Here is a 25,524-nt window from a genome sequence, read left to right as displayed (position 1 = left end):
TCCCAGGGAGGCGAGGGATCACGCTTGCGGGACCGTGAAGGTTGCCTGTCCCCTACCCATTCACAACCATGCCGCCATTCGGATGCAGCACCTGGCCGGTCATGTAGGAAGCGTCAGGGCCAGCCAGAAAGATGTAGCAGGGGGCGACCTCGTCCGGCTCGCCGGCGCGGCCGAGAGGCGTGTTCTCGCCGTGCTGGGCCAGCTTCGCCTCGTCATAGCTTGCCGGAATCAGAGGCGTGCGGATCGGGCCGGGCGCAACGGCGTTCACCCGGATGCCGCGCGGCGCCAGCGACAGCGCGAGCGAGCGCGTGAAGCCCACAATGGCCGCCTTGGTCGAGGCATAGTCGATCAGCCTCGGATGGCCCTGGAAGGCGGTCACGGAGGTCGAGTTGATGATCGCCCCGCCCGCGGGGATATGCGTCAGCGCCGCGCGGGTCAGCCAGAACTGCGCCAGGATGTTGGTGCGGAAGGTGCGCTCCACCTGCTCCAGGGGGATGGTGGCGAAGTCGAGATGGACATGCTGCTCGCCTGCATTGTTCACCAGGATGTCGATGCGGCCGAAGCGCGCCACCGTCTCCCGCACCAGCCGCTCGGCCACTCCGGCGTCGCCAAGGTCGCCATGGCAGAGCATGGCCTGACGCCCGGCTGCCTCGATCAGCCGCCCCGTCTCGCGCGCGTCGTCATGCTCCTCGAGATAGGCGATGACCACCTCTGCACCTTCCCGCGCGAAGCCCACCGCCACCGCGCGACCGATGCCGCTGTCGCCACCCGTGACAAGCGCCACCTTGCCCTCCAGCTTGCCGGCGGCGCGGTAGCCCTGCATCGCGGAGCGCGGGGCGGGATCCATCGCCCATTCGCGGCCGGGCTGCCGCGGCTGCACGGCGGGGGGCGGATCCTGCGGCTGGGTCATGGGGTATCCTTCCGGCAAGCCAGCGTCGACGCACCGGTCGCGCCGTGGAAGACGGGTCTGACCAGGAGCGGTGTCGCGGCCGGTGTTTCCGAGAACCCCACCCGCCCCCTGTCGGTTGCAGCCTGTGGCGAATGGTGGTCGCGCCGCATTGGACCCTTGGCCCTGTCATCGAAGCTTCACCGAACTGAAATAGAAGCGTCGCCTCCCTCGCCTAGAAGGCCGCAACCGAGTTCGCCCGCGAGGCCGTGAGCAAGCGGCTGCCGGGCGCAGAAACGGAGAGACACGGTGAGCAATCGGCTTATGGCTTTGGCTGCGGGTGTGGTGGCGACGATCGGCCTCTCGGCCGCCGGGCACGCGCAGCAGGCGAGCATCACCGGCGCGGGTGCCAGCTTCCCGGCTCCGCTTTACCAGAAGTGGGGCGAGGCGGCCCGCGAGCCGACGGGTATCCAGCTGAACTACCAGTCCGTCGGTTCGGGCGCCGGCCAGGCGCAGATCCGCAACCGCACGGTGGATTTCGGCGCCTCGGACGCCCCGATGACCAACGAGCAGCTCGAGGAGAACAAGCTTCTCCAGTTCCCCGCCACCATGGGCAGCCTCGTGGCGGTGGTGAACGTGCCGGGGGTCGAGGACGGCAAGATGCGCCTGACCGGCGAGGTGCTGGCCGACATCTACCTGGGCAAGATCACCAAGTGGAACGACCCCAAGCTGGTCGAGCTGAACAAGGACCTGAAGCTGCCGAACATGGCCATCGCCCCGGTGTACCGGGCTGACGGCTCCGGCACGACCTATGTCTGGATTTCCTACCTCTCGGCCGTCGCGCCCGAGTTCAAGGACAAGGTGGGTGTCGGCACCTCCGTGAAGTGGGCCACCGGCACCGGGGCGCGCGGCAACGAGGGCGTGGCCGGCATGGTGCGGAACGTGCGCGGCGCCATCGGCTACGTCGAATACGCCTACGCCCACCAGAACAAGCTGGTCACCACCCAGCTGCGCAACAAGGCCGGCCAGTTCGTCAGCCCGACCACAGAGGCCTTCGAGGCCGCCGCCTCCCACGCGGACTGGTCGGTGCAGAACTTCGCCGCCAACCTGGTGGACACCCAGGGCGAAAAGTCCTGGCCGATTGTCTCCCCGACCTTCATCCTGCTGCCGATGAACCCGCAGGACGCGGCCCGCGAGCAGAACGTGATGAAGTTCTTCGACTGGGCCTATCGCGAGGGCGACAGCCTGGCCACCCAGCTCGACTACATCCCGCTGCCGCAGGCGGTGGAGGACCAGGTCCGCGCGAAGTGGGCGCAGATCACCGTGGACGGCAAGGCCCTGTGGCCGGCTAAGTAAGATCGGGTAAACACCGGAGCGGCGGACGGGCGGCACCTCACGCGGTGCCGCCCGCTTCGCCCATCCAGGCCGCCGAGGCGGCGCTCGACCATCCCGGCACACGGAGCTCGGACATTGCAGCAGGCCGTACCTGTTCCCGCCCAGGCCCCCCGCGGCCCCACCGCCCTCGGCGGCCGAAGCTCCGGCGCGGCGGGCGACGCCGTCTTCGCCCTGGCCTGCCGCTGCGCGGGCATCTTTGTGCTGCTGCTGCTCGGGGCCATCATCGTCGAGCTGTTCCTGGGCGGGCTGCAGGCCTTCCGCGCCTTCGGCCTCAGCTTCGTCACCTCGACGGAGTGGGACCCGGTGGCGGAAGTGTTCGGCGCCGGCGTCTCGATCTATGGAACCGTGGTCACGGCCGTGCTGGCCTTGATCTTCGCCGTGCCGGTGGCGTTCGGCGTCGCCTTCTACCTGACCGAGCTGGCTCCGGCCTGGCTCCGCCGGCCCGTCGGCATGGCCATCGAGCTGCTGGCCGCCATTCCCTCGATCATCTACGGCATGTGGGGCTTCTTCCTGATCGTGCCGCTGATGTCGATGCACATCCAGCCCTTCTTCATCGACAAGTTCGGCGAGTTGCCGCTGATCGGCGAGCTTTTCGCCGGGCCGCCCTTCGGCACCGGCATCTTCACCGCCGCGCTGATCCTGGCGATCATGGTGCTGCCCTTCATCGCCGCGACGATGCGCGACGTCTTCGAGACCGTGCCCGCGGTGTACAAGGAGAGCGCCTACGGCCTCGGCTGCACGCAGTGGGAGGTGGTGCGCAACGTCGTCCTTCCCTACACGCGCGTCTCTGTGGTGGGCGGCATCATGCTCGGGCTGGGGCGAGCGCTTGGCGAAACCATGGCGGTCACCTTCGTCATCGGCAACGCCAACCGCATTTCCACCAGCCTGTTCGGTCCCGGCAACACCATCGCCTCGGTTGTCGCGCTGGAGTTCGGGGAGGCGCAGCTCGGCAGCCTGAAGCTTTCCGCGCTGCTCGGGCTGGGCTTCATCCTCTTCGTCATCTCCTTCATCGTTCTGGCCGCCTCGCGCTTCCTGCTGCGCACGCGGCTGCGGGGCTGAGCCGATGAGCGCCACCACCTTCTCCCCCGCCACCGGCGGCCCGACCAAGGACGCCAAGGTGGCCGCCGCGCTGGGCCGCCGCCGCCGCCGCGTGGCAGCGGCGGTCAAGGCCGCCTGCTACGCCGCCACGGCAGCCGGCCTGCTGCTGCTGCTCTCGATCCTGGTGACGCTGTTCTGGAATGGCTTCTCGGCGATCTCGCTGAACGTGTTCACCACCGTCACCAAGCCGCCGGGCTCGGGCGGCGGCCTGCTGAACCCGATCATCGGCAGCCTCATCCAGACCGCCATCGGCACCGCCATCGGCACACCGATCGGCCTGCTGGTCGGCACCTACCTGGCCGAATACGCCAAGAACTCGCCGCTCGCGAACGCCGTGCGCTTCGTCTCCGACATCCTGCTTTCGGCTCCCTCGATCCTGATCGGCCTCTTCGTCTACCAGGTTCTGGTGGTGCCCTTCGGCGGCTTCTCCGGCTGGGCGGGCGCGGCGGCGCTGGCGGTGATCGTCATCCCGATCGTCGTCCGTACCACGGAAGACATGCTCCGCCTGCTGCCGGACACGCTGCGCGAGGCTGTGATCGCCCTTGGCGCGCCGAAATGGAAGATGATCACCCTGGTCTGCTGGCGGGCGGCGGCGAGCGGCATCATGACCGGCGTGCTGCTGGCGATCGCACGCGTGGCCGGCGAGACGGCGCCGCTGCTGTTCACCTCGCTCGGCAACCTGAACTGGTCGCTCAGCCTCAGCGCGCCGATGTCGAGCCTGCCGATCACCATCTTCTCCTATGCCGGCTCTCCCTACGAGGACTGGATCGCGCTGGCCTGGGCCGGCGCGCTGATCATCACGCTCGGCGTGCTCGGGCTCAACATCATCGCGCGCCTCGCGCTGCGCGGCAGGAAGTGAGGACACCATGGGCGAGTCCATGACCCGGAACACCCCCACCGACGCCGCCAGCCTCGGTGGCCTGCGCGCCCGCTCCGGCGTGGCACTGAACGATGCGCGCCTTTCCGTGCGCGAGCTGGACTTCTACTACGGTGCCCACAAGGCGCTGAAGAACATCAACCTCGACCTGCCGGACCGGCAGGTGACGGGCATGATCGGCCCCTCCGGCTGCGGCAAGTCCACGCTGCTGCGCGTGCTCAACCGCATGTACAGCCTCTATCCCGGCCAGCGGGCCACCGGGCAGGTGCTGCTGGACGGCAAGAACATCCTCGACGCCGACGTGGACCTGAACGCGCTGCGTTCCCGCATCGGCATGGTGTTCCAGAAGCCGACGCCCTTCCCGATGACCATCTACGAGAACATCGCCTTCGGCATCCGCCTGCACGAGCGGCTTTCCAAGGCGCAGATGGACGAGCGGGTGGAATGGGCGCTGACGCGGGCGGCCATCTGGGGCGAGGTGAAGGACCGGCTCAACACCAGCGCCATGGGCCTCTCGGGGGGCCAGCAGCAGCGCCTCTGCATCGCCCGCACCATCGCGGTGCGGCCGGAGGTCATCCTGCTCGACGAGCCGACCTCGGCGCTCGACCCGATCTCGACGCTGAAGATCGAGGAGCTGATCGACGAGCTGAAGCGCGACTTCAGCATCGTCATCGTCACGCACAACATGCAGCAGGCCGCGCGCTGTGCCGACCAGGTGGCCTTCTTCTATCTGGGCGAGCTGATCGAGGTGGCGCCGGCGGAGCAGATGTTCACGGCGCCGGCGCAGAAGCGCACGCAGGAATACATCACCGGCCGGTTCGGCTGACCGGAGCAGCACCATGGAAAACCCGCAGAGCGAGCATATCGTGCGATCCTATGAGGAACAGCTGAAGCGCCTGCGCGAGCTGGTGGCTCGCATGGGAGGCCTCGCCGAGCGCCAGGTGGCCGATGCGGTCACCGCGCTCATCCGCCGCGACGTCGAGCTGGCCAGCGAGGTGATCGGCCGCGACGGCGAGATCGACGCGCTGGAGGCCGAGATCGAGAACTTCTGCGTCCGCCTTCTGGCGCTCCGCCAGCCGATGGCCGCCGACCTGCGGCTGATCGTCGCCGCGATGAAGATCTCCACCGACATCGAGCGCATCGGCGACTATGCCCGCAACGCGGCCAAGCGCGCCATCGTCGTCGCGCAGCAGCCGCAGCTCGGCAGCCTCAACGGCTTCCAGTGGATGGCGAAGCTGGTGCAGGAGAACCTGAAGGACGCGATGGACGCGCTGGTCAAGGAGGACCCCGCCGTCGCCGAGCGCGTCTGGGGCGCCGACGCGCCCGTGGACGACATCTACAACGGCATCTTCCGCGAGATGCTGACGCACATGATGGAGGATCCGCGCAACATCACCGCGGCCACCCATCTGCTGTTCATCGCCAAGAACCTGGAGCGCATCGGCGACCACGCGACCAACATCGCCGAGACGGTCCATTACGCGCTGCTCGGCAGGAACCTGCCGGAGGACCGCCCGAAGTCGGACGCCTCCGCCTACACCGTCGTCCGGCCGCCGGCCTGAGCGCGCGAGAAAGGCCCGCCCCGATGGCTGAACTGAACACCGGCCTCTCCCGCCCGACCATCCTGGTGGTGGAGGATGAGGCACCGCTGCTGACCCTGCTGCGCTACAACCTGGAGAAGCAGGGTTTCCAGGTGGACGAGGCCGCCGACGGCCAGGAGGCGCTGATGCGCGTGGCCGAGGCGCCGCCCGACCTTGTGCTGCTGGACTGGATGCTGCCGGCGCTCTCCGGCCTGGAGGTCTGCCGCCAGCTTCGCCGCCGGCCCGACACGCGCAGCATGCCGATCATCATGGTCACCGCCCGCACGGAGGATCAGGATGCGGTGCGCGCGCTCGACACCGGCGCCGACGACTACATCGCCAAGCCCTTCGCCATGGAGGCGCTGTTGGCGCGCATCCGCGCCCTGCTGCGCCGTTCCGGCAGCGTCGGTGCCAAGGGCATGCTGAGCTGGCACGACCTGACGATGGACCAGGACGCGCATCGCGTTGCGCGCGACGGGCGCGCACTGCATCTCGGTCCCACCGAGTACCGGCTGCTGGAGTTCTTCTTGCAGCATCCTGGCCGCGTCTTCTCGCGCGAGCAGTTGCTGGACGCGGTCTGGGGGCGTGACATCCATGTGGAGCCACGAACGGTGGACGTGCACATCCGGCGTCTGCGCAAGGCGGTGAACGGGGAGGGCGACGTGGACATCATCCGCACCGTCCGCAGCGCCGGCTACGCGCTCGACCTGGAGGACCGCTGAAGGCGGCGGGGTTGGGCGGGGCGAGCAACCCCGCCCGGCGGCGCCTCAGCGCCGGCGCCCGTCCAGGCTCAGGGCGCCTGGCCCGGCGAAGACCAGGTAAAGAAAGATGAAGCAATACAGGATGGCGGCATCGCCTCCGTTCAGCACGGGAAAGAAGCTGCGCGGCGCGTGCGCCATGAAGTAGGCGACCGCCATTTGCCCCGAGAGCACGAAGGCCACTGGCCGCGTGAACAGGCCCAGCGCCAGAAGCGCTCCACCGGCAAGTTCGAGTACGCCCGCCGTCCAGGCGAGGGTGAAGGCAGCCGGCAGGTTGCCGCCCGGCGGCGGGGCCGGGAAGCCGAGCAGCTTCTGCGTGCCGTGCTCCAGGAACAGCAGGGCGGCGATGATGCGCAACGCGGCCAGCGCATAGGGCGCCAGGCGCTGTGGAACGGGAAACTTCGCCAAAGCGGTGCTCCTTTGGTTCGAAAACGCTTGCGGTCAGGCTAAGAATTGGCTTGGACCGCGAGGAGCACAATGGAGTTCCTCGCGGCGCTCAGGGTCGCCAGGGCAGGGTGCCTGCCGGCAGGCGGCGGCCGAGCAGCGTGGCCGCCCCCATGAGCCCCGCCACCAGCAGCAGGGAGAGGCAGGACACCGCCGCCGCCTGGGGGCTCTGTCCGCCGTCCTGCAGGTTGAACACCAGAACGCCGAGCGTCACCGTCCCGGGGCCGCGCAGCAGGCTGCTGACCGTCACCTCGTTCACCGCCAGCAGCACGACGAGAATGGCACCCGCGGCCAGGGCCGGGGCAAGCGGCGGCAGTTGCACCACCGCCATGCGCAGCAGCGGCCCGGCGCCCATGCCACGCGCGGCGTGCTCCAGCGCCGGGTCGAGCCGGGCCGCCGCGGCAGCCACCGGCCGCAGGGCGAGGGCCTGGAAGCGCGCCAGATAGGCGAAGAGGATCAGCCCCAGCGTGCCGTAGATCGCCCCGCCGCCCGGCAGCCCCAGCACCAGCAGGATGACGGAGACCGCGGTGCAGGCGCCTGGCAAGGCATAGGGCAGGTCCACCCCCAGCGTCGCCCAGCGCACGGGGCGGTGGCGCAGGGAAAGGGCAACCGGCAGTGCCGCGGCGGCGAGCACCAGCGCCGCGCCGCCGGAGAGCAGCAGCGAGTTGCCGAAGGCGGCCCGGGTATGCGCCCCGGGCGCCAGCGTGGCGGCGAAATGGCGCAGCGTCACCGTCGCTGGCGAGACCGGCACGCCCATGGCCGGCACGAGCGAGGAGGTGAGCAGCGAAGCCAGCGGCAGCAGCAGCACCAGCACCAGGTAGAGGCCGAGCGGCACCAGCGCGGCACGGGCCAGGGGGGAGGCTGGAATCGGCTCGAAGGGCCGGCCTGCCGCCCAGCCGGAGCGCCGCGCCGCGACGAACTGCGCCAGCAGGCCGGGGAGGGCGAGCAGCGCCAGCAGCAGTGAAAGCACCGCCACCTGGGAGAGCGCCGCCGGGCCGGTGGCGGAAAGCCGCTGCCAGATGAGCACCGTCAGCAACGTGTAGCGGCCCGGGATGCCAAGCAGCGCGGCAACGCCGAAATTGCCCAGGGCCGCGACGAAGGCGAGTCCCGACCCCGCCAGCACGCCTGGCAGCAGCAGCGGCCAGACCACCCGCCGCAACGCGACGCCGGGGCTGGCGCCCATGCCGCGGGCGGCGGGCAGCAACTCGCCCGGCACGCGCCGCACCAGCGCCGCGATGGCCAGCAGCACCAGCGGGGCGCCCTGGATGCCGAGCAACAGCATCATGCCGCCCGCGCCGTAGAAGGGGTTTGTGGTGCCCAGCGGCGGCGCAAGACCCAGTGCCAGCAGCAGCGGCGAGGAGGGGCCGCCCATCTGGATGAAAGCCAGCGCCAGGATCTGCGCAGGCACCAGCAGAGGCAGGATGCACAGAAAGATCAGCCCGCGCCGCCCGGGCAGGTCGCGCAGCAGGAGCAGCCCGGCCTGGGCGGTGCCGAGCAGCGTGGCCAGCGCGGTGGCGCCGCCGGCGACCAGCAGGCTGCGCCCGGCGGCACGCCAGACGCCCGCATCCCCTGCGAGGCGTGGAAGGGTGGGGCCGGCGGCCTCGGCCAGCAGGCGCAACGCCGGTGCCAACCCCACCAGCGCCAGCCAGAGCAGGGCAAGGGTCGGGAAGAACGGCAGCCGCCAGCGCCGGCGCTGGGCAGCGCCAGGCTGGGCCAGCGGATGCGGGGCCGTCCGCGAGGACGGCGCCGAGGGGTTACTGGCCGACAATCTGGTTGAAGTGGCGCAGGTCCTGCTCCCGGTTCGCCGTCGCCTTGGCCGCGTCGAAGGGCAGCAGCTTGATGGTCTTGGGATCGGGGAAGCCCTCCGGCGGCGCCACGTTCGGGTCGGCCGGCAGGAAGCCCTGGCTGGAGGCCAGTTCCTGGCCCTCCCTGGAGAGCAGGAAGGAGATGAAGGCCGCGGCCGCCTCGGGGTTCTTGCTGGACTTCAGCACCGCCGCCGGCTCGGTGATGGCACTGACGCCCCCCTCGGGAAAGATGAAGCGCACCGGGGCGCCCTTTGCGGCCTCGCGGATCGGCATGTAGTCCACCACCATGCCGAAGGCGCGCTCGCCGCCCGCCACGGCCTGCATCACCGCGCCATTGCCGCCGCGCGGCTGCACCCCTGCCTTGGCCAGCTTCTCCCAGTACTCCCAGCCGAGCGAGGGCGTCTGGGCAACCGCCTGGACATGGATCGCCGCAGCGCCGGAGACGCTGGGCGAGGGCATGGCGGTCATGTTCTGCGCCTCGGGCCGCAGCAGGTCCGCCCAGCTCTTCGGCGTGAAGGGAGCGCGGGTGTTCATCACGATGCCGGTGGTCAGCAGCTTGGTGCCGAAATAGGTGCGGTCCGGGTCGTGGATGCCGGCGGGGGTGTTGCCGGTCTGCACCTCCGGGCTCGGGCGCAGCAGGCCTTCCTGCTTCAGCCCCTCGAAGGTCAGGCTGTCGGCCAGCAGCAGCACGTCCGCCTTGGGCGCGCCGGCGGCGATCTCGGCCCGCAGGCGCGGCATGATCTGGTTGGTGCCGCCGCGGATCCACTCGACCTTCACCTGCGGGTGGCGCTTCTGGAACAGTTCCACCGTCCGGGCGGCGTCCGGCTCAAGCTGGCTGGTGTAGAGCACCAGCGGGCCGGAGGGTTCCGCCTGGGCCATCGCGGCCGTCAGGGGCATGAAGGGGACCGCCAGGGCCGAGAAGCCCAGCAGCAGAAAGCTCGAACGCCGCATCATGGTGTGTCCTTACCCGGGAAGGCGACGTTTCACCTAGCCGTCCTGGCGTGGTTCGGGCAGGGGAAACCGATGAAGTTTCGATGAAGGGCCTACTGTCGAGGCCGGTTTACAGCCGCCAGGGTCGCCCGTAAGAGCGAAGGTGAGGGCGCGGCTTCGCCTGCCCAAGGCGTTGGCCGGTGCGCCCGAGGGAACGGAACCGAGGGAAGCCCGACCATGAGCGACGCCGATGATATCCTGTTCGAGACGCTGGAAGGCGGCATCGCCCGCGTGACCTTCAACCGGCCGCAAGCGCGCAACGCCTTCACCTTCGCCATGTACGAGCGGCTGGGCGCCTTCTGCGAGCAGGTGGCCGACGACAAGTCGGTGCGCGCCATCATCCTGACCGGCGCCGGGGACAAGGCCTTCGCCGCCGGCACCGATATCAACCAGTTCCGCGCCTTCAAGACGCCGGAAGACGCTATCCAGTACGAGGAGCGGATCGGCCGCATCGTCACCAAGCTGGAGTCCTGCCCAAAGCCGATCATCGCCGCCATCAACGGCGCCTGCACCGGCGGCGGCGGGGCCATCGCGGCCTCGTCCGACATCCGTGTCGGCGCGGCCAACGCCCGCTTCGGCTTCCCGATCGCCCGGACGCTGGGCAACATCCTCTCCATGGGCGCCTTCTCGCGGCTGGTGGCGCTGGTCGGCCCCTCCCGCGTCAAGGAGATGATCTTCACCGCCCGCCTCTATGATGCGGAGGAGGCCAAGTCGATGGGCCTGCTGCACGAGGTGGTGCCGGAGGGCGGCGACCTGCAGGCCCGCGCCCTGGAACTGGCCCGCACCATCGCCAACAACGCCCCGCTGACGCTGCGCGCCACCAAGGAGGCGATCGCCCGGCTGCGGCCGCAGATCAGCTCCGAGGAGGGCCGGGACCTGGTGCTGATGTGCTACATGAGCCAGGACTTCCGCGAAGGCATGGATGCCTTCCTGAACAAGCGCACGCCCGTCTGGAAGGGCGAGTGACGCGGGGCGGGGAGGGGGTCTTCCCAGCCTGCCCGCTCCAATCCAGCTTCCGGCAGCCGGCCGCCCTGGCCGGCCGCCCCTGAGAAGGCCGCCTGCCCGATGATTCCGCGCCTCGCCGCATCGCCCGCCCCGGCCACGCCCGCCCTGGCCTTCCTGGACGAGCTGCGGCTGCGGGGCTTCGCCGGCGACATCTCCGCACGCTTCGACGACAGGCTCGTCATGGCGACGGACAATTCCATCTATCAGCGGCAGCCGCAGGCCGTGGTCTTCCCGCGCGACGCCGGGGACCTGGTGCGGATCGCGAAGGTCTCGGCCGACCCGCGCTTCGCCGGGGTGCACTTCGCCCCGCGCGGCGGTGGCACCGGCACCAACGGCCAGTCGCTGACCGATGGCATCGTGGTGGACGTCTCCCGCCACATGAGTGCCATCCTGGAGATCAACCAGGAGGAGGGCTGGGTGCGGGTCCAGCCCGGCGTGGTGAAGGATGCGCTGAACGCGGCGCTGAAGCCGCTCGGCCTGTTCTTCGCGCCGGAATGCTCCACCAGCAACCGCGCGACCCTCGGCGGCATGATTTCCACCGACGCCTGCGGCCAGGGCTCCTGCCTCTACGGCAAGACGCGCGACCATGTGCTGGCGCTGAAGGTCGTGCTGCTCGACGGCACGATCTGGGATTCTGCGCCGCTGGACAAGGCGGCGCTGGCGGAGGCGGCGCGGCGGCAGGACATGGTAGGCGCCATCCACCGCGTCGCCGACGGCATCGCGCGCGAGCAGGCGCAGCTCATCGCCGATCGCTTCCCGGCGCTGAACCGCTGCCTGACCGGCTACGACCTCGCCCATTTGCGCGACGCCGAGGGCCGGTTCAACCTGAACGCGGTGCTCTGCGGCTCCGAGGGCACGCTGGCGATGATCGCCGAGGCGAAGATCCGCGTATTGCCCATCCCGAAGCGCAGCGCGCTGATCAACCTGCGCTACGACGGCTTCGACGCCGCCCTGCGCGACGCGCGCACGCTGATGGCGCTTGGCGCCGCCTCGGTGGAGACGGTGGACAGCAAGGTGCTCGGCCTGGCACGCGGGGACATCGTCTGGGACGGCATCAAGGCGTTCTTTCCGGACGATCCCGAGGGCGCCGCCGCCGGAATCAACCTGATCGAGTTCGTCGGCGACACCGAGGCCGAGGTGCGCGTGAAGCTCGACCCGGTCGAGGCGCTGCTGAAGGCCGAAGGGCGCGCCGCCGGCCGGCGCGGCTACACCATCGCCTGGGACGCCGCGGGCGAGCGCATCCAGACCATGCGCAAGCGGGGCGTCGGCCTGCTCGGCAACATGCAGGGCGAGAAGCGGCCGATCCCCTTCGTCGAGGACACCGCCGTGCCGCCGGAGAACCTGGCGGACTACATCGCCGAGTTCCGCGCCGCGCTGGACCGGCGCGGGCTGGAATACGGCATGTTCGGCCATGTGGATGCCGGCGTGCTGCATGTGCGCCCGGCCATCGACATGAAGGCCGAGGGCGCCGAGCGGATGATCCGCGAGGTCTCCGACGAGGTCTTCGCACTGACCCGCAAGTATGGCGGCCTGCTCTGGGGCGAGCACGGCAAGGGCGTGCGCTCGGAATACGTGCCGGAGGTGTTCGGCCCGCTCTATCCGAGCCTGCAGGCGCTGAAGGCGGCCTTCGACCCGCGCAACCAGCTCAACCCCGGCAAGATCGCGGCGCCAGATGGCGAGGCGCTGCTGGCCATCGACAAGGTGCCGATGCGCGGCCAGCTCGACCGCACCATTCCCGCCCAGGTGCGCGCAGCCTATGACGAGGCGCTGCACTGCAACGGCAACGGGGCCTGCTTCAACTGGGACCCGCTGGACGCGATGTGCCCCTCCTTCAAGGCAACCGGCGACCGCCGGCACTCGCCGAAGGGCCGCGCCAGCCTGTTCCGCGAATGGCTGCGCCAGCTTTCCGACGCTGGCGTGGACCCGGCGGCCGAGGCCGAGCGGCTGCGCGCCGGCACCGCCGAGGGTGGCTTTTGGGCCCGCCTGCGCAACACCCTGGCGCGGGACAAGGGTGAGACGGACTTCTCCAATGAGGTGAAGGAGGCCATGGATGGCTGCCTCGCCTGCAAGTCCTGCTCCGGCCAGTGCCCGATCAAGGTGGATGTGCCGAGCTTCCGCGCGAAGTTCCTGGAACTCTACTACGGCCGCTACCTGCGCCCGCTGAAGGACCATGCCATCGGCGGGCTGGAGCGGCTGCTGCCGGTCGGCGCGCGGATTCCCGGCCTCGCCAACGCGGTGCTCGGCAGCGCGCCCGGGCGGTGGATGTCCGCGAAGCTAGGCGTGGTGGATGCCCCGCTGTTCAGCGGCATCGACCTGATGCGCGAGGCGGCGGCGCGCGGCGTCGCGCTCGCCACGCCTGAGACGCTGGCGAAGGTGCCGGAGGGGGAGCGCGAGGCGCACGTCATTCTCGTGCAGGACGCCTTCACCAGCCACTTCGAAACCGGCCTGGTGCTCGACTTCGCCGAGGCGCTGCGGCGCATGGGCTTCACGCCCTGGCTGGCGCCCTTCCGCCCGAACGGCAAGCCGCTGCACGTGCACGGCTTCCTTGGCGCCTTCCGCCGGCAGGCGCAGGCGAATACCGACATGCTGCGCGAACTGGCGCGGAGCGGCGTGGCGCTGGTCGGCCTCGATCCCTCGATGACGCTGACCTATCGCGGCGAGTATCCCGGCATGGTGCGGGAGGTTCCCCGCGTGCTGCTGCCGCAGGAATTCCTGGCGAAGCGCCTGGACGAGCTGCCGCAGCTTCCGGCGGGCGAAGGCTTCGCGCTGCTGCCGCATTGCACCGAGCGCACCAACGCCGCTGCCTCGATCAAGGACTGGCAGGCGGTCTTCGCCCGGCTGGGCGCGCCGCTGAAGGTGCTGGCCTCCGGTTGCTGCGGCATGGCCGGCACTTACGGCCATGAGGCGGAGCACCAGGAGGTCTCGCGCCAGCTCTATGAGATGGGCTGGCGACAGCATGTGGCGGCGGAGGGCGCGCGCCTGCTGGTCACCGGCTATTCCTGCCGCAGCCAGGTGAAGCGCCTCGAAGGGGTGGCGCTGAGGCATCCGGTTCAGGCGCTGCTGCTGCGCTTACGGGAGGCGTCCGCTGCGATGGAGCCGAGGCGGGCGGCGGCGTAGAGAAGCTCGGGGGAAGGAATTCCCCCGACCCTCCATCTTTTTTCTGGCAGTTCGCGGTCCCGCTGCTTGCAAGGGCTGTCCTGGCGATCGCAGGCGCCGGCGCTGTCGCAGCCCCGGCATGGGCGCATGCAGCCCGCGGGACAGACTGATGAAAAAAGAAAAGGGGGCCTGGGGGAGAATTCATTCTCCCCCAGTTCTGCCCTCCGATGGATCCAAAGGCAGGATCAGGTTTGCGGGAGAACGTCGTTCCCCGGACTTCCCTGTTCGAGAAATGCCCGCACCAGCCTTGCCCGGGCGGCGTTACGCGTCCAGATCAGCCCGAGGCGCCGGGGCGGGAAGGGGCGGGGCAGGCTGTGCTTCGCCAGCACCAGTCCGCTGGGCCAGGGCGGCGCCCAGTCCGGCACCAGCGAGACGCCCAGGCCGCGATCAACCATCACCGCGATGGCGTCCAGCGCGTCCAGCTCGAAGCGGTCGCGCGGGCGGATGCGCGCCTCGCGCAGGTAGCGGTCGGCGAGGCGACCGCCCCACTGGGCGCGGTCGTAGCGGATGAAGGGCTCGTTGCCGAGCAGCGCGTGCGGGTCGGTCTGCGGCAGGGCGGCCGGGGCGAGCACCACCAGGGGCTCTTCGCGCAGCAGGCGCCATTCGCAGCTTTTCGGCGGGGCGAATTCGGGCTGCACGATCAGCGCCGCGTCCAGCTCGCCCAGCAGCACGCGGCGGTAAAGCTCGGTGGAAATTCCTGGAGAGATGTGCATTTCCAACTGCGGGTAGCGCGCCGCCATCCGCGCCAGCATGGCCGGCAGCATGCCGGTCAGGGCGGTCGCGATGGCGCCGAGGCGCAACTCCCCGGCCAGGCCCCCGCCCGTCGCGCTGTCGCGCAGGTCGCGCACCTCCCGCAGCAGCGTGCGGGCGCGATCCAGGATGGCGAGCCCGGCCTCGGAGGCGGCGACGCTGCGGCCGGCGCGTAGCAGCAGCGGAGCCTCCAGCTCGGCCTCCAGCGTGCGGATGCGCTGGGCCAGGGCGGCGGGCGTCAGGTGCAGGCGGCGGGCCGCGGCGGCGATCGAACCCTCCTCGACCACGGCCACGAAGCTCTCCAGGAAGCGCGTGTCCATCGTAGAGGAAAACTATCTTCCGAAAGCGGGAAAGGAAGGGTTTTTCTTTGCCTCGGCCCTCTTCAGACTGGCCGCCGAACCGACTGGGGAGAATGGCCATGGATCTGGGCCTCAAGGGCCGGACGGCGCTGGTGCTGGGCGCCGGCGGTGGTCTGGGCGGCGCCATCGCGAAGGCGCTGGCGGCGGAGGGCGCGAAGCTGGCGCTGGCCGACATCAGCGCCGAGGGGCTGAAGCGCATCGAGGGCGAGGTGAAGGCGCTCGGTGCGGAGGCGATGGCCATCGAATGGGACCTCGCCGACCTCGCCGCCATCGACGGGCACGTGAAGCGGATCGAGGAGAAGCTCGGCCCGGTGCAGGTGCTGGTGAACAACACCGGCGGCCCGCCGCCGACGCCCGCCTCCGGCCAGGACCCGGCGCTCTGGGCCAAGCACTTCAACGCCATGGTGCTCTCCGTCATCGCGCTGACCGACCGCGTGCTGCCGGGCATGAAGGCGGCGAAGTGGGGCCGGATCGTCACCAGCACCTCCTCGGGCGTGGTGGCGCCGATCCCCAACCTCGGCATCTCCAATGCCCTGCGCTCGACGCTGGTGGGCTGGTCCAAGACGCTCTCGCGCGAGGTGGCGCGGGACGGCATCACGGTGAACATCGTGCTGCCCGGACGTGTGGCGACCGACCGCATCAAGTTCCTCGACGAGCAGAAGGCGAAGCGCGAGGGCCGCGCGGTGGAGGAGGTCTCCGCCGAGAGCACCGGCACAATCCCCGCCGGCCGCTACGGCAAGCCGGAGGAGTATGGCGACGTGGTGGCCTTCCTCGCCTCGGCGCGCGCATCCTACGTGAACGGCTCGGTCATCCGCGTGGATGGCGGGCTGATCCCCAGCATCTGAGACTGCAACAGGAACTTCCGACAATGGCCGTGGACGTCCTTCCGCTCGACGCGAAGATCATCGAGATCCTTTCCGGCATCTCCACCGCGACGCTGACGACGGTGCTGCTGAAGAAGGGCCTGCGCAACGTGTGGATGCGTGGCACCCGCCCGCTGAAGCCGGGCCAGCCGCGCCTCGTCGGCCGCGCCTTCACGCTGCGCTTCGTGCCCGCCCGCGAGGATCTGGCGACCCCGGCCTCCTGGTCCAACCCGATCTCCACCCGCTCGGCGATCGAGGCGATGCCGGAGGGCGTCATCGCCATCGCCGACGCCATGGGCGTGACCGATGCCGGCATCTTCGGCGACATCCTTTGCGCGCGCATGGCGAAGCGGAAGGTGGCGGCGCTGATCACCGACGGCGTGGTGCGCGACGGCGCCGGCGTCATCGGCACCGGCCTGCCGGTGTGGTGCCAGGGCAACGCGGCGCCGCCCTCGGTGGCGGGCCTCACCTTCATCAACTGGCAGGAGCCGGTGGGCTGCGGCGGCGTCGCCGTCTTCCCGAACGACGTAGTCGTTGTGGATGACGACGGCGCCGTGCTGATCCCCCAGGCGCTGGTGGACGAGGTGACCGACCTCGCCGCCGAGCAGGAGGCGCAGGAGAGCTGGATCATGGGCGAGGTGGAAGGCGGCGCGGCGTTGCCGGGCCTTTATCCGCCGAACGCCGAGAACAAGGCGCGCTACGAAGCCAGCCGCAAGAAGAGCTGACCCGCACGGCGGCGCCACGCCCTCCGCGAGAGGGGGCGGGCGCCGCCTGGCGCCGGAGGAAAGGAAAAAGAGAGATGAACCTGACGCGTCGCAGCCTCGGGCTGCTGGGCGCCGGCGCGCTGCTGGCCCGGCCGGCGCTCGCCGCCGCCGCCTGGCCCGGCGACCGGCCCATCGTGGTGATCGTGCCCTATCCGCCGGGCGGTGGGGTGGACCAGATGACACGGCTGATCCTGCCCGCCGTGCAGCGGCACCTGCCGGGCGCCACCTTCGTGGTGGAAAACCGGCCGGGCGCCGGCAGCCAGATCGGCATGGAGGCCGCCTTCAATGCGCGGCCGGACGGCTACACGCTGGGTGCCGTTTCCTCCCCTGCGCTGATGACGATCCCCTTCGAGCGCCCCGTGCGCTACAAGGTGGACGAGCTCGCCTACATCGCGAACGTGGTGGACGATCCCGGCGGCCTCTGGGTGAACAAGGATTCCCCCATCAAGGACCTGGCCGACCTGCTGGCGCGTGCGAAGAAGGCGCCGGGCACGCTGAGCCTCGGCACCACCGGCATCGGGTCGGACGACCACCTGCTGATGCTGCTCGTGGAGGAGGCGGTTCCCGGCGCCAGCTTCAGCCATGTGCCGTTCAACGGCGCCGCGCCGCTGCAGACGGCGGTGCTGGGCGGGCATCTCGACATCGGCTGCTTCAACGTCAGTGAGGGGCTGCCCGGCTTCCGCGACGGCCGCTTCCGCTGTCTCGCCCAGGGCGGTGCGGAGCGTGACCCCTCAATGCCGGAGGTGCCGACGCTGAAGGAGCAGGGAGTCGACGTGGTGGCCAGCGCGCAGCGGGGCATCGTCGGGCCGCCGGGCCTGCCGGCGGAGGTGCAGCAGAGGCTGACGGAGGCCTTCTCCGCGGCGCTGGCGGACCCGCAGTTCCTGGCGGATGCGAAGCGGACGCAACTGCCGGTGCAGGGAGCGGTGGGCGCCCGCTACCGCGAGGCGGTGCTGGGCCTGGACGGCAAGCTGAAGGAGATGTGGGCGCGTAAGCCCTGGCGCGACCAGTAGGCCCGCGCGACCGCCGTGGCCGCACTCGCGGCCACGGCAGGCGGGTTCAGACCGCCTTCTTGAGGTTCGGCGACGCCTTGAAGCGCACGGTCCTGCCGGCCTTCACCTTCACCGGCTCGCCGGTGCGCGGGTTGACCGCCTTGCGCGCCTTGGTCTTGCGAACCGAAAAGGTGCCGAAACTCGGCAGCGTGAAGCCGCCGCTCTTCTTCATCTCCTTGATGATCGCCGTGATCAGGTCGCCGGCCGCGCGGTTCGCTGCAACGCCGGTGCAGCCGACGGAATCCTGGATCACCTGGGAAATGAAGGCCTTCGACATGTTCGCGTAACTCTCGTTGCTGGCAGCGGATTTTTCTCGACCGCTGGAATTGTTGGCGGCGGTGCTTAGCAAGTGTCGAAGCCGCTGGCCAGCATTCCCGCGCCGCCGCTGCCGCAAATCCACGGCAGGAGCGGAGGCGAGGGCGGGGTAGGGGCGGGGGCGCACCGGCCCCCGCGCCGCCTCAGCTCGCGGCGGCCAGGCTGCCGGCGCCGCGCGCCGCCTTCCAGGCGCCGAGCCGCGCCAGCGCCTCGTCGAGCACTTCCATGCGCTTGCAGAAGGCGAAGCGCACGAAGTGGCGCGGCGCATCCGCTCCAGCATAAAAGGCGGAGACCGGAATGGCCGTCACCTTCGCCGCCTCGGTGATATGGCGGCAGAAGGCGACGTCGTCGCCGGCGAAGCCGAGTGGCGTGAAGTCGGTGGTGACGAAGTAGCTGCCCTGGCTGGTCAGCACACCGAAGCCGAGCGCCGCCAGCCCGGCGGAGAGCCGGTCGCGCTTCGCCTGCAGGTCGGCGGCGAGATCGGCGAAATAGCCGTCGTCCTTGGCCAGTCCCACGGCCACCGCGCGCTGCAGGTTCGGCGCCGTGGTGAAGGTGAGGTTCTGGTGCGCCTTGGCGACGTTGGGCGCCAGGCTGCGGTCGCAGGTGATGTAGCCGACCTTCCAGCCCGTGAGGTTGAAGGTCTTGCCGGCGGAGCCGATGCGCAGGCAGCGCTCGCGCATGCCGGGCAGGGTCATCAGCGGGATGTGCTTCCAGCCGTCGAAGGTGAGGTGCTCATACACCTCGTCGCACACGGCATAAGCGTCATGCCGCTGGCAAAGCTCGGCGATGAAGGCCAGCTCGGCGGCGGTGAACACCTTGCTGGCCGGGTTCATCGGCGTGTTGAGCAGGATGGCCTTGGTCTTTGGCCCGAAGGCGGCGGCCAGCTCGGCGCGCGGCAGCTCCCACCTGGGCGGCGAGAGGCGCACCAGCCTCGGCACCGCGCCCAGCAGCTTCACCACCGGCAGGTAGGTGTCGTAGAGCGGCTCCAGCAGCACCACCTCGTCGCCCGGGTTCACCACCGCCATCAGGCTGGCGGTGAGCGCCTCGGTGGCGCCGGAGGTCACCACCACCTCCGCGTTCGGGTCGATCTCCAGGCCGTAGAAGCGCCGATTCGCGGCGGCCACGGCCTGGCGCAGCTCCGGCAGGCCGGTCAGCGGCGGGTACTGGTTGCGGTTGTCCAGCAACGCGTCGGCGGCGGCGCGCACCACGTCCTCCGGCCCGTCATAGTCGGGAAAGCCCTGGCCGAGGTTGATCGCGCCGTGCTGCACGGCAAGGGCCGACATCACGGTGAAGACGGTGGTGCCGGTGGCGGAAAGCAGGTCGTTCTGCGGCTTCATCGAAGGATGCACTGTCCCACAAGGCGCCCCGTGGCGGAGAGGCGGGGCTGGCGCGGCCCGACGCTCCGGGGCGGCGAAGCCCCGCGCCCCGGCCTCGGGCGAGGGGCGGATAATGGGTGGCTGAGCCGCGGCATGCAACCATTCCCGGCGCATGGCTGCCACTTCGGCAGGCAGCCTGCCTTTTAGGCAGGCGAAGTCATGTCTCAGCTTCCTCAAAAACCCTTCCCATCCCATTGCCGCGCTGCCCTGCCTCATGCAACACAGCAACTCGAACCGCCCCGGCGCCCGTGACGGTCAAGGAAGGGGCGGCAACCCGGGAGGAGGAAAGGACGGAACGCACCCCGCGGCCGCGACCAGCGGCGGGAGGGACGGGCCGGAACGGAGCCGATGAAGAAGATCGAGGCGATCATCAAGCCCTTCAAGCTCGATGAGGTGAAGGACGCGCTGCACGAGATCGGGCTGCAGGGCCTGACGGTGCTCGAGGCGAAGGGATTCGGCCGCCAGAAGGGTCATACCGAGCTGTACCGCGGCGCGGAATACGTCGTCGACTTCCTGCCCAAGGTGAAGATCGAGGTGGTCTGCTCCGACGACGTGGCCGAGCGCGCCATCGAGGCCATCCAGGCCGCGGCGCGCACCGGCCGGATCGGCGACGGCAAGATCTTCGTCTCCGACGTGCAGGAGGTGATCCGCATCCGCACCGGCGAACGGGGCGAAGACGCCGTCTGACGGCGCGCAGGTTTTTCCGGTCGCCGCCGCCTGGGCGGGCGCGGCCGGCCGAGGCGTTGGCAGGGGAAGCCCCTGTCCATGCCGGAGCGGGGGCGGGGGAGGGCTCCGGTCCCGTGAACTGGTTGAAAGTGTCTTAGGGGAACAGGACCGCACACGATGGCGAAGAAGCCTACCGCTGGTTCCAGCAATGCCGTCTCCAAGGTCATGGAGATGATCAGGGAGAACAGCGTCGAGTACGTGGACTTCCGGTTCACGGACCCGCGCGGCAAGTGGCATCACACCGCCCAGCACGTCTCCACCATGGAGGAGGAGATGTTCACCGACGGCATCATGTTCGACGGCTCCTCGATCGCCGGCTGGAAGGCGATCAACGAGTCCGACATGATCCTGATGCCGGACGCCGCGTCCGCCTGCATGGACCCCTTCGCCGCGAAGCCGCAGCTGATCCTGTTCTGCGACATCATCGAGCCCTCCACCGGCCAGTCCTACAGCCGCGACCCGCGCTCGACCGCCAAGAAGGCCGAGGCCTACCTGGCCTCCACCGGCATCGGCGACACCGCCTTCTTCGGCCCTGAGGCCGAGTTCTTCATCTTCGACAACGTGAAGTTCGGCACCGGCGGCAACTACGGCATCTACCAGCTCGACAGCGTCGAGGGCCCGGGCGCCAGCCTGAAGGACTTCCCCGAGGGCAACATGGGCCACCGCCCGGTGGTCAAGGGCGGCTACTTCCCGGTTCCGCCGGTGGACAGCGAAAGCGACCTGCGCGCCGAGATGCTCTCGACCATGATCGAGATGGGCGTCGCCGGCGAGAAGCACCACCACGAGGTGGCGCAGTCGCAGCATGAACTCGGCACCAAGTTCGGCCCGCTGGTGCAGCAGGCCGACCACATGCAGATCTACAAGTACGTCATCCACAACGTCGCGCACAGCTACGGCAAGACGGCGACCTTCATGCCGAAGCCGGTCTATGGCGACAACGGCTCGGGCATGCACGTGCACCAGTCGATCTGGAAGGGCGGCAAGCCGGTCTTCGCCGGCAACGGCTATGCCGACCTGTCCGACCATGCGCTGTGGTACATCGGCGGCATCATCAAGCACGCCAAGGCGCTGAACGCCTTCACCAACCCGTCCACCAACTCCTACAAGCGCCTGATCCCGGGCTTCGAGGCGCCGGTGCTGCTGGCCTACTCCGCCCGCAACCGCTCCGCCTCCTGCCGCATCCCCTACGCGACGAGCCCGAAGGCGAAGCGCGTCGAGGTCCGCTTCCCCGATCCGACCGCCAACCCCTATCTGGCCTTCGCCGCGATGCTGATGGCGGGGCTCGATGGCATCAAGAACAAGATCCATCCGGGCGAGGCGATGGACAAGGACCTCTACGACCTGCCGCCGGAGGAGCTGAAGGGCATCCCGACGGTCTGCGGCTCGCTGCGCGAGGCGCTGGAGTCGCTCGCCGCCGACCACGAGTTCCTGCTCGCGGGCGACGTGTTCACCCAGGACCAGATCGAGAGCTACATCGAGCTGAAGTGGTCCGAGGTGTACAAGTTCGAGCACACCCCGCACCCGGTCGAGTTCGAGATGTACTACTCCGTCTGATCCCCAGGGGAGTCAGGCGATACGGAAGCGCCTCGGGGGTCTCCCCCGGGGCGTTTTTCGTCCTCGGGCCGCCGCCGGCCGGGGATGTCCCAATAGGGCGGGTCGCCGAAGGCGTCGCGCAGGCAGGCGGCCAGCGCGCGGAGCTTGGCCGAGGGGCGCCGCCCTTCGGCATGCGCGATATAGATGAACTCCGCCTCCGCCTCGGCGCCGACCTCGACCAGGCTCAGCCGGCCGGCCCTGACCTCGGCGCCGACAATGAAGGTCGGCAGCAGGGCGATGCCCAGCCCTGCCACGGCCGCATCCCGCATCATGTCGCCGTTGTTGACCTGCAGGGCGCTGCGCCCCCGCACGATCTGCACGCCGCCCGGCGCCAGGAACCGCCAGTCGGCCACGCCGCGGTTGAGATAAAAGATGCCACGGTGCGTCGCCAGTTCGCCGAGCGTGGCGGGAGCGCCGTATTGGCCGAGATAGCCGGGCGAGGCGACCAGCACGCGCCGGCTGTTCGCCAGCTTCCAGGCCACGAGCCGCGTATCGCCCAGCGGCCCGTGCCGCACCACGGCATCGTAGCCGTGCGCGGCGGCGTCGATCCTGCGGTCGTCCAGGTCCAGCGTGAGCTCGATCTGCCGGTGCGCCGCCAGGAACGGATAGAGCGCCGGGCCCAGATGCATGCGCCCGAAGGTCACCGGCACGGAGAGTCGCAGCGGCCCCGACAATGTGCCGCGGCGCTCCGCCATGTCGGCGGCGGCCTCCTCGACCTCCCGCGCGATGCGCATGGCGCGTTCGAGGAAGGCCGCGCCGTCCTCGGTGAGCGAGAGCCCGCGCGTCGTGCGGTGCACGAGCGGGGTGCCGATGCCATGCTCCAGCTCGGCCAGCCGCTCACTGACCACCGATTTGGCCAGGCGCAGACGCCGCGCCGCCTTGCTGATCGAACCGGCCTGGCTGACGGCCACGAAGGTGGCGATGCCATCGAGCTTCATCATCGTTCGGCAAACCCGGCTTCCGGTTCCGGCATTGGCAGTCTGATGCCATCCGGGAACGAATGCCACTCTTCCCTGGGGAGGGCGAGGGAGCCCGGCGGCGCCTCCTCCCGCAAGGAGACGCATTCATGAAGCCCTTCCTCCCGGGGGCCCTGGCGGCCCTGGCCATGGCGATGCCCGTGATGGCGCAGGCGCCGAGCTTTCCCGCCACCTTCCGCACCGAGGAGATCCAGGTGGAGAATGTGACCCTGCATGCGAGGGTCGGCGGGCAGGGGCCGGCGGTGCTGCTACTGCACGGCTATGGCGAGACGGGCGACATGTGGGCGCCGCTGGCGGCAGAACTCGCCCGCGACCACACCGTGGTGGCGCCCGACCTTCGGGGCATGGGCCTCTCCTCCCGCCCGGAGGAGGGCTACGACAAGAAGACCCAGGGGCAGGACATGGCGCGGCTGCTGGACGCGCTGCGGATCGGGAAGGCCGATGTGGTCGCCCATGACATCGGCAACATGGTCGCCTATGCGCTCGCCGCCCAATACCCGGAGCGGATCACCCGCCTGGTCCTGATGGATGCGCCGCTGCCAGGGATCGGCCCATGGGAGGAGATCCTGAAAAGCCCGCTCCTCTGGCACTTCCGCTTCGGCGGCCCGGACATGGAGCGGCTGGTCGCGGGGCGCGAGCGCATCTATCTCGACCGCTTCTGGAACGAGTTCTCGGCCGACCCGCGCCGCTTCCCCGAGGCCTCGCGCGAGCACTATGCCCTCCTCTATGCCCAGCCTGGCGCCATGCGGGCCGGCTTCGCGCAGTTCCACGCCTTCGACCAGGACGCGGCGGACAACCAGGAATTCCTGGCCAGGGGGCCGCTTGCCATGCCGGTCCTGGCGATCGGCGGCGAGGCTTCCTTCGGGCCAACGATGGAAACCGTGGCGCGGGCGGCAGCGTCCAACGTTCAGGGCGCCATCGTCCCCGCCTCCGGCCACTGGCTGATGGAGGAGCAGCCGGAGGCGACGGTGGCGCTGATCGCCCGCTTCCTTCGCTAGCGCTCAGGCTTCCACCGGGCGGGCGACGCCGTTCAGGACGGCGCCCCCGGCTCCGTCGGCTTGGTCCGCCCGTATCGGTGCCCGCTACTTCGCCAGCACCTTCTCCAGCTCCTGCGTGGAGTGGTTCGTCAGGTCCTTCGGAAGCGTCCGGATGATGCTCGCCTCCACGGTCTTGTGCATCACCGACCGCATCTGGCCCAGGGTCTGCGGATCGGCCGCCAGCACCAGAGCCTCGAAGGCCTGCCGCTCGTGCATCGTGAAGAGGTGCTGCGCGAGTTGCTTCGCGAAGGTGGCCTCGTCGGTCTGGCGGGGCGTCTGGTCCTCGGGGCGCGAACCGGAGGGACCTTCCTCGGCCAGGTTCCTTGGCGACAGGTGGCTCTCCTCGCGCAGCGCGATCTCGCCGTTCCGCCCGGTGTTGCGCAGCAGAACAGCCTTCGCGCCATCGGCAACGACGATCAGCGCATTGTGCGGGATGGTTTCGGACATTGCGGGCATCTCCCCTGACGTGATGGCCGGCGCTCGCGCCCGGCCGTTCCGGTGCAACGCCGGCGGGCCGCGAAAGACACCGGGCCCGGCCAGATAAGTTCCGCGCAGCCGGGGCCATGGGGCGGCGGCGGAACGGGAGGGCTCAGGCCTCCGCGACGTGCTTGGCGCCCGCCCGCAGCGAGGCCTCGGTGACGCGGATGCCGAGGCCCGGCGCGTCCGGCACCACCACCGCGCCGTTCCTGTTCGGAATGCGCTCCTCCAGCACGTCCTCGGTCAGCACGTGGTGCGGCATGTAGAACTCGCAGCCGAGCGAGATGCCGGGCGTCGCGGCGATGAGCTGCGTGCCGGCTGCGAGCGCGATGCCCCCTTCCCACAGCGTGCCGCCATAGCCCGGCAGGCCGGCGGTGTCGGCGATGGCCATCATCGCCTGCGCCTTCAGCAGCCCGCCGCACTTCATCAGCTTCACCGAGATGGCGTCCGCCGCCTGCCGCCGCACCACCTCCAGCAGGTCGGTGGCGTCGAAGCAGCTTTCGTCGGCCAGGATCGGCGTGTCGAGCGCATGGGCGAAGCCGGCCATGGCGTCCAGGTGGCGGCGCGGCACCGGCTGCTCGATGAAGGTGGGGCGGAAGCGGTCCACGTCGCGCAGGATGGTCATGGCGCCGAAGGGCTCCAGCGCCTGGTTGTAGTCCAGCCGCAGATCCACCGTGTCGCCGAAGGCGCCGCGAATGGCCTCCAGATGCGCCATGTCCTCCGCATGCGGCTTCACGCCGGTCTTGACCTTGAACAGCCGCTGCCCGGCGGCAACCATCGCGTGCATGCGCTCCAGGTCAGCGGCGAAATCCGGATCGGCGATGGAGAAGGAGAGGGGGATGGTGTCGCGCACGCGGCCGCCGAGCAGGTCCGCCACGCTCAGTCCGGTGGATTTTCCGAGGATGTCGAGCAGCGCCATCTCCACCGCCACCTTGCTCTCGGGATGGCTGACCAGGGTGCGGTCCATCGCCGCCGTCAGGCTCCGCAGCCGCCGCGCGTCGGCGCCGAGGATCAGCGGCCGCAGGTAGCGGTCGAGCGCCGCGAAGGCGCCCTCCGGCGTGCCGGTGAAGACCTCCCACGGCGCCGCCTCGCCCCAGCCGATGATGCCGTCCCGCGTGGTCAGCTCCAGCAGCACGCGGCGGACGCTGCCCTTCACCGCGCCGACACCCTGCGCGCGGGCCATCCTGATCGGGCTTTCCACCAGGAAGACCCGCATGCGGTCGATGATCGGTGCCTGGCTCATC

The 25,524-nt window shown here is 70.0% G+C and carries 24 protein-coding genes; 14 read left to right on the top strand and 10 right to left on the bottom strand.

Going from position 1 to position 25,524, the window contains the following annotated elements:
• Positions 1-52 precede the first annotated feature (52 nt).
• Positions 53-910 (bottom strand): glucose 1-dehydrogenase, encoded by an 858-nt coding sequence (locus E0493_RS00960; RefSeq protein ID WP_160935033.1) that lies wholly within the window; start codon positions 908-910, stop codon positions 53-55.
• A gap of 285 nt (positions 911-1,195) precedes the next feature.
• On the opposite strand from E0493_RS00960, the gene pstS reads away from it, so the two are divergent.
• The 6 genes from pstS to phoB all read left to right on the top strand — a co-directional run bounded on the left by pstS (position 1,196) and on the right by phoB (position 6,558).
• Positions 1,196-2,242 carry a phosphate ABC transporter substrate-binding protein PstS gene (pstS, locus tag E0493_RS00955; RefSeq protein ID WP_367614432.1) on the top strand — a complete coding sequence of 349 codons (1,047 nt, stop codon included), beginning with the start codon at positions 1,196-1,198 and terminating at the stop codon, positions 2,240-2,242.
• A 114-nt stretch (positions 2,243-2,356) separates the two neighbouring features.
• Positions 2,357-3,340, top strand: a complete 984-nt coding sequence (gene pstC, locus E0493_RS00950) for a phosphate ABC transporter permease subunit PstC (protein WP_160935032.1) — start codon at positions 2,357-2,359, stop codon at positions 3,338-3,340.
• A gap of 4 nt (positions 3,341-3,344) precedes the next feature.
• The gene (gene pstA / locus E0493_RS00945; RefSeq protein ID WP_160935031.1) at positions 3,345-4,238 is read left to right on the top strand and encodes a phosphate ABC transporter permease PstA; all 894 of its coding nucleotides are present in this window, start codon (positions 3,345-3,347) and stop codon (positions 4,236-4,238) included.
• A gap of 19 nt (positions 4,239-4,257) precedes the next feature.
• Positions 4,258-5,082, top strand: coding sequence for a phosphate ABC transporter ATP-binding protein PstB (gene pstB / locus E0493_RS00940; protein WP_408888314.1), 825 nt, complete (start codon positions 4,258-4,260; stop codon positions 5,080-5,082).
• Between the two features lie 13 nt (positions 5,083-5,095).
• Positions 5,096-5,818, top strand: a complete 723-nt coding sequence (gene phoU, locus E0493_RS00935; protein ID WP_160935030.1) for a phosphate signaling complex protein PhoU — start codon at positions 5,096-5,098, stop codon at positions 5,816-5,818.
• A gap of 23 nt (positions 5,819-5,841) precedes the next feature.
• Positions 5,842-6,558, top strand: a complete 717-nt coding sequence (phoB, locus tag E0493_RS00930; protein WP_160935029.1) for a phosphate regulon transcriptional regulator PhoB — start codon at positions 5,842-5,844, stop codon at positions 6,556-6,558.
• A 45-nt stretch (positions 6,559-6,603) separates the two neighbouring features.
• Here phoB and E0493_RS00925 read toward each other — a convergent pair whose 3' ends face one another.
• From E0493_RS00925 to E0493_RS00915, 3 genes are all read right to left on the bottom strand, one after another.
• Positions 6,604-7,002, bottom strand: coding sequence for a DoxX family protein (locus tag E0493_RS00925; protein WP_160935028.1), 399 nt, complete (start codon positions 7,000-7,002; stop codon positions 6,604-6,606).
• An 88-nt stretch (positions 7,003-7,090) separates the two neighbouring features.
• Positions 7,091-8,806, bottom strand: coding sequence for an ABC transporter permease (locus E0493_RS00920; protein ID WP_235913516.1), 1,716 nt, complete (start codon positions 8,804-8,806; stop codon positions 7,091-7,093).
• A complete protein-coding gene (locus E0493_RS00915) occupies positions 8,793-9,797 on the bottom strand; it encodes an ABC transporter substrate-binding protein (protein WP_235913515.1) in 1,005 nt (334 codons plus the stop codon). Before E0493_RS00915 ends, E0493_RS00920 begins: the two co-directional genes overlap by 14 nt.
• Before the next feature lie 213 nt (positions 9,798-10,010).
• Here E0493_RS00915 and E0493_RS00910 point away from each other — a divergent pair, with 213 nt between their 5' ends.
• Together E0493_RS00910 and ydiJ are read left to right on the top strand one after the other, a co-directional pair.
• Positions 10,011-10,799, top strand: a complete 789-nt coding sequence (locus E0493_RS00910) for an enoyl-CoA hydratase/isomerase family protein (protein WP_160935027.1) — start codon at positions 10,011-10,013, stop codon at positions 10,797-10,799.
• Positions 10,800-10,898: 99 nt separating this feature from the next.
• Positions 10,899-13,955, top strand: a complete 3,057-nt coding sequence (gene ydiJ, locus E0493_RS00905; RefSeq protein ID WP_160935026.1) for a D-2-hydroxyglutarate dehydrogenase YdiJ — start codon at positions 10,899-10,901, stop codon at positions 13,953-13,955.
• A 224-nt stretch (positions 13,956-14,179) separates the two neighbouring features.
• Here the strand turns inward: ydiJ and E0493_RS00900 are convergent, their stop codons facing one another.
• Complete coding sequence (locus E0493_RS00900) at positions 14,180-15,064, bottom strand: LysR substrate-binding domain-containing protein (protein ID WP_160935025.1); 885 nt, start codon at positions 15,062-15,064, stop codon at positions 14,180-14,182.
• Between the two features lie 98 nt (positions 15,065-15,162).
• Between E0493_RS00900 and E0493_RS00895 the strand changes: the two genes are divergently transcribed.
• The 3 genes from E0493_RS00895 (at position 15,163) to E0493_RS00885 (ending at position 17,740) form a co-directional block, all read left to right on the top strand.
• Positions 15,163-15,948 (top strand): SDR family oxidoreductase, encoded by a 786-nt coding sequence (locus E0493_RS00895; protein ID WP_160935024.1) that lies wholly within the window; start codon positions 15,163-15,165, stop codon positions 15,946-15,948.
• A 23-nt stretch (positions 15,949-15,971) separates the two neighbouring features.
• A complete protein-coding gene (locus tag E0493_RS00890) occupies positions 15,972-16,691 on the top strand; it encodes a ribonuclease activity regulator RraA (protein WP_160935023.1) in 720 nt (239 codons plus the stop codon).
• A 74-nt stretch (positions 16,692-16,765) separates the two neighbouring features.
• Positions 16,766-17,740 (top strand): tripartite tricarboxylate transporter substrate binding protein, encoded by a 975-nt coding sequence (locus E0493_RS00885; protein ID WP_160935022.1) that lies wholly within the window; start codon positions 16,766-16,768, stop codon positions 17,738-17,740.
• Positions 17,741-17,786: 46 nt separating this feature from the next.
• Here E0493_RS00885 and E0493_RS00880 read toward each other — a convergent pair whose 3' ends face one another.
• On the bottom strand, positions 17,787-18,056 hold the full coding sequence (locus tag E0493_RS00880) for an HU family DNA-binding protein (RefSeq protein ID WP_160935021.1): 270 nt from the start codon (positions 18,054-18,056) through the stop codon (positions 17,787-17,789).
• Between the two features lie 181 nt (positions 18,057-18,237).
• Positions 18,238-19,431, bottom strand: coding sequence for an aminotransferase (locus tag E0493_RS00875; RefSeq protein WP_160935020.1), 1,194 nt, complete (start codon positions 19,429-19,431; stop codon positions 18,238-18,240).
• A 387-nt stretch (positions 19,432-19,818) separates the two neighbouring features.
• On the opposite strand from E0493_RS00875, the gene E0493_RS00870 reads away from it, so the two are divergent.
• Both E0493_RS00870 and glnA read left to right on the top strand, forming a co-directional pair.
• Entirely contained in the window at positions 19,819-20,157 is a 339-nt protein-coding gene (locus tag E0493_RS00870; RefSeq protein WP_160935019.1) for a P-II family nitrogen regulator, read from the top strand.
• 156 nt (positions 20,158-20,313) lie between these two features.
• Positions 20,314-21,750 carry a type I glutamate--ammonia ligase gene (gene glnA / locus E0493_RS00865; protein WP_160935018.1) on the top strand — a complete coding sequence of 479 codons (1,437 nt, stop codon included), beginning with the start codon at positions 20,314-20,316 and terminating at the stop codon, positions 21,748-21,750.
• On the opposite strand, the gene E0493_RS00860 is transcribed toward glnA, so the two are convergent.
• On the bottom strand, positions 21,738-22,730 hold the full coding sequence (locus tag E0493_RS00860) for a LysR family transcriptional regulator (protein WP_160935017.1): 993 nt from the start codon (positions 22,728-22,730) through the stop codon (positions 21,738-21,740). The two genes, glnA and E0493_RS00860, sit on opposite strands and share 13 nt — an antisense overlap.
• A gap of 125 nt (positions 22,731-22,855) precedes the next feature.
• Between E0493_RS00860 and E0493_RS00855 the strand changes: the two genes are divergently transcribed.
• The gene (locus E0493_RS00855; RefSeq protein WP_160935016.1) at positions 22,856-23,764 is read left to right on the top strand and encodes an alpha/beta fold hydrolase; all 909 of its coding nucleotides are present in this window, start codon (positions 22,856-22,858) and stop codon (positions 23,762-23,764) included.
• Positions 23,765-23,848: 84 nt separating this feature from the next.
• Here E0493_RS00855 and E0493_RS00850 read toward each other — a convergent pair whose 3' ends face one another.
• Complete coding sequence (locus E0493_RS00850) at positions 23,849-24,250, bottom strand: host attachment family protein (protein WP_160935015.1); 402 nt, start codon at positions 24,248-24,250, stop codon at positions 23,849-23,851.
• A 142-nt stretch (positions 24,251-24,392) separates the two neighbouring features.
• Positions 24,393-25,523, bottom strand: a complete 1,131-nt coding sequence (locus E0493_RS00845) for an enolase C-terminal domain-like protein (protein ID WP_160935014.1) — start codon at positions 25,521-25,523, stop codon at positions 24,393-24,395.
• Between the last annotated feature and the right edge of the window lies 1 nt (position 25,524).

It is taken from the genome of Teichococcus coralli (assembly GCF_009829925.1).
Classification (GTDB): Bacteria; Pseudomonadota; Alphaproteobacteria; order Acetobacterales; family Acetobacteraceae; genus Pseudoroseomonas; species Pseudoroseomonas coralli.
This window is presented reverse-complemented; position numbering and strand designations above follow the sequence as displayed.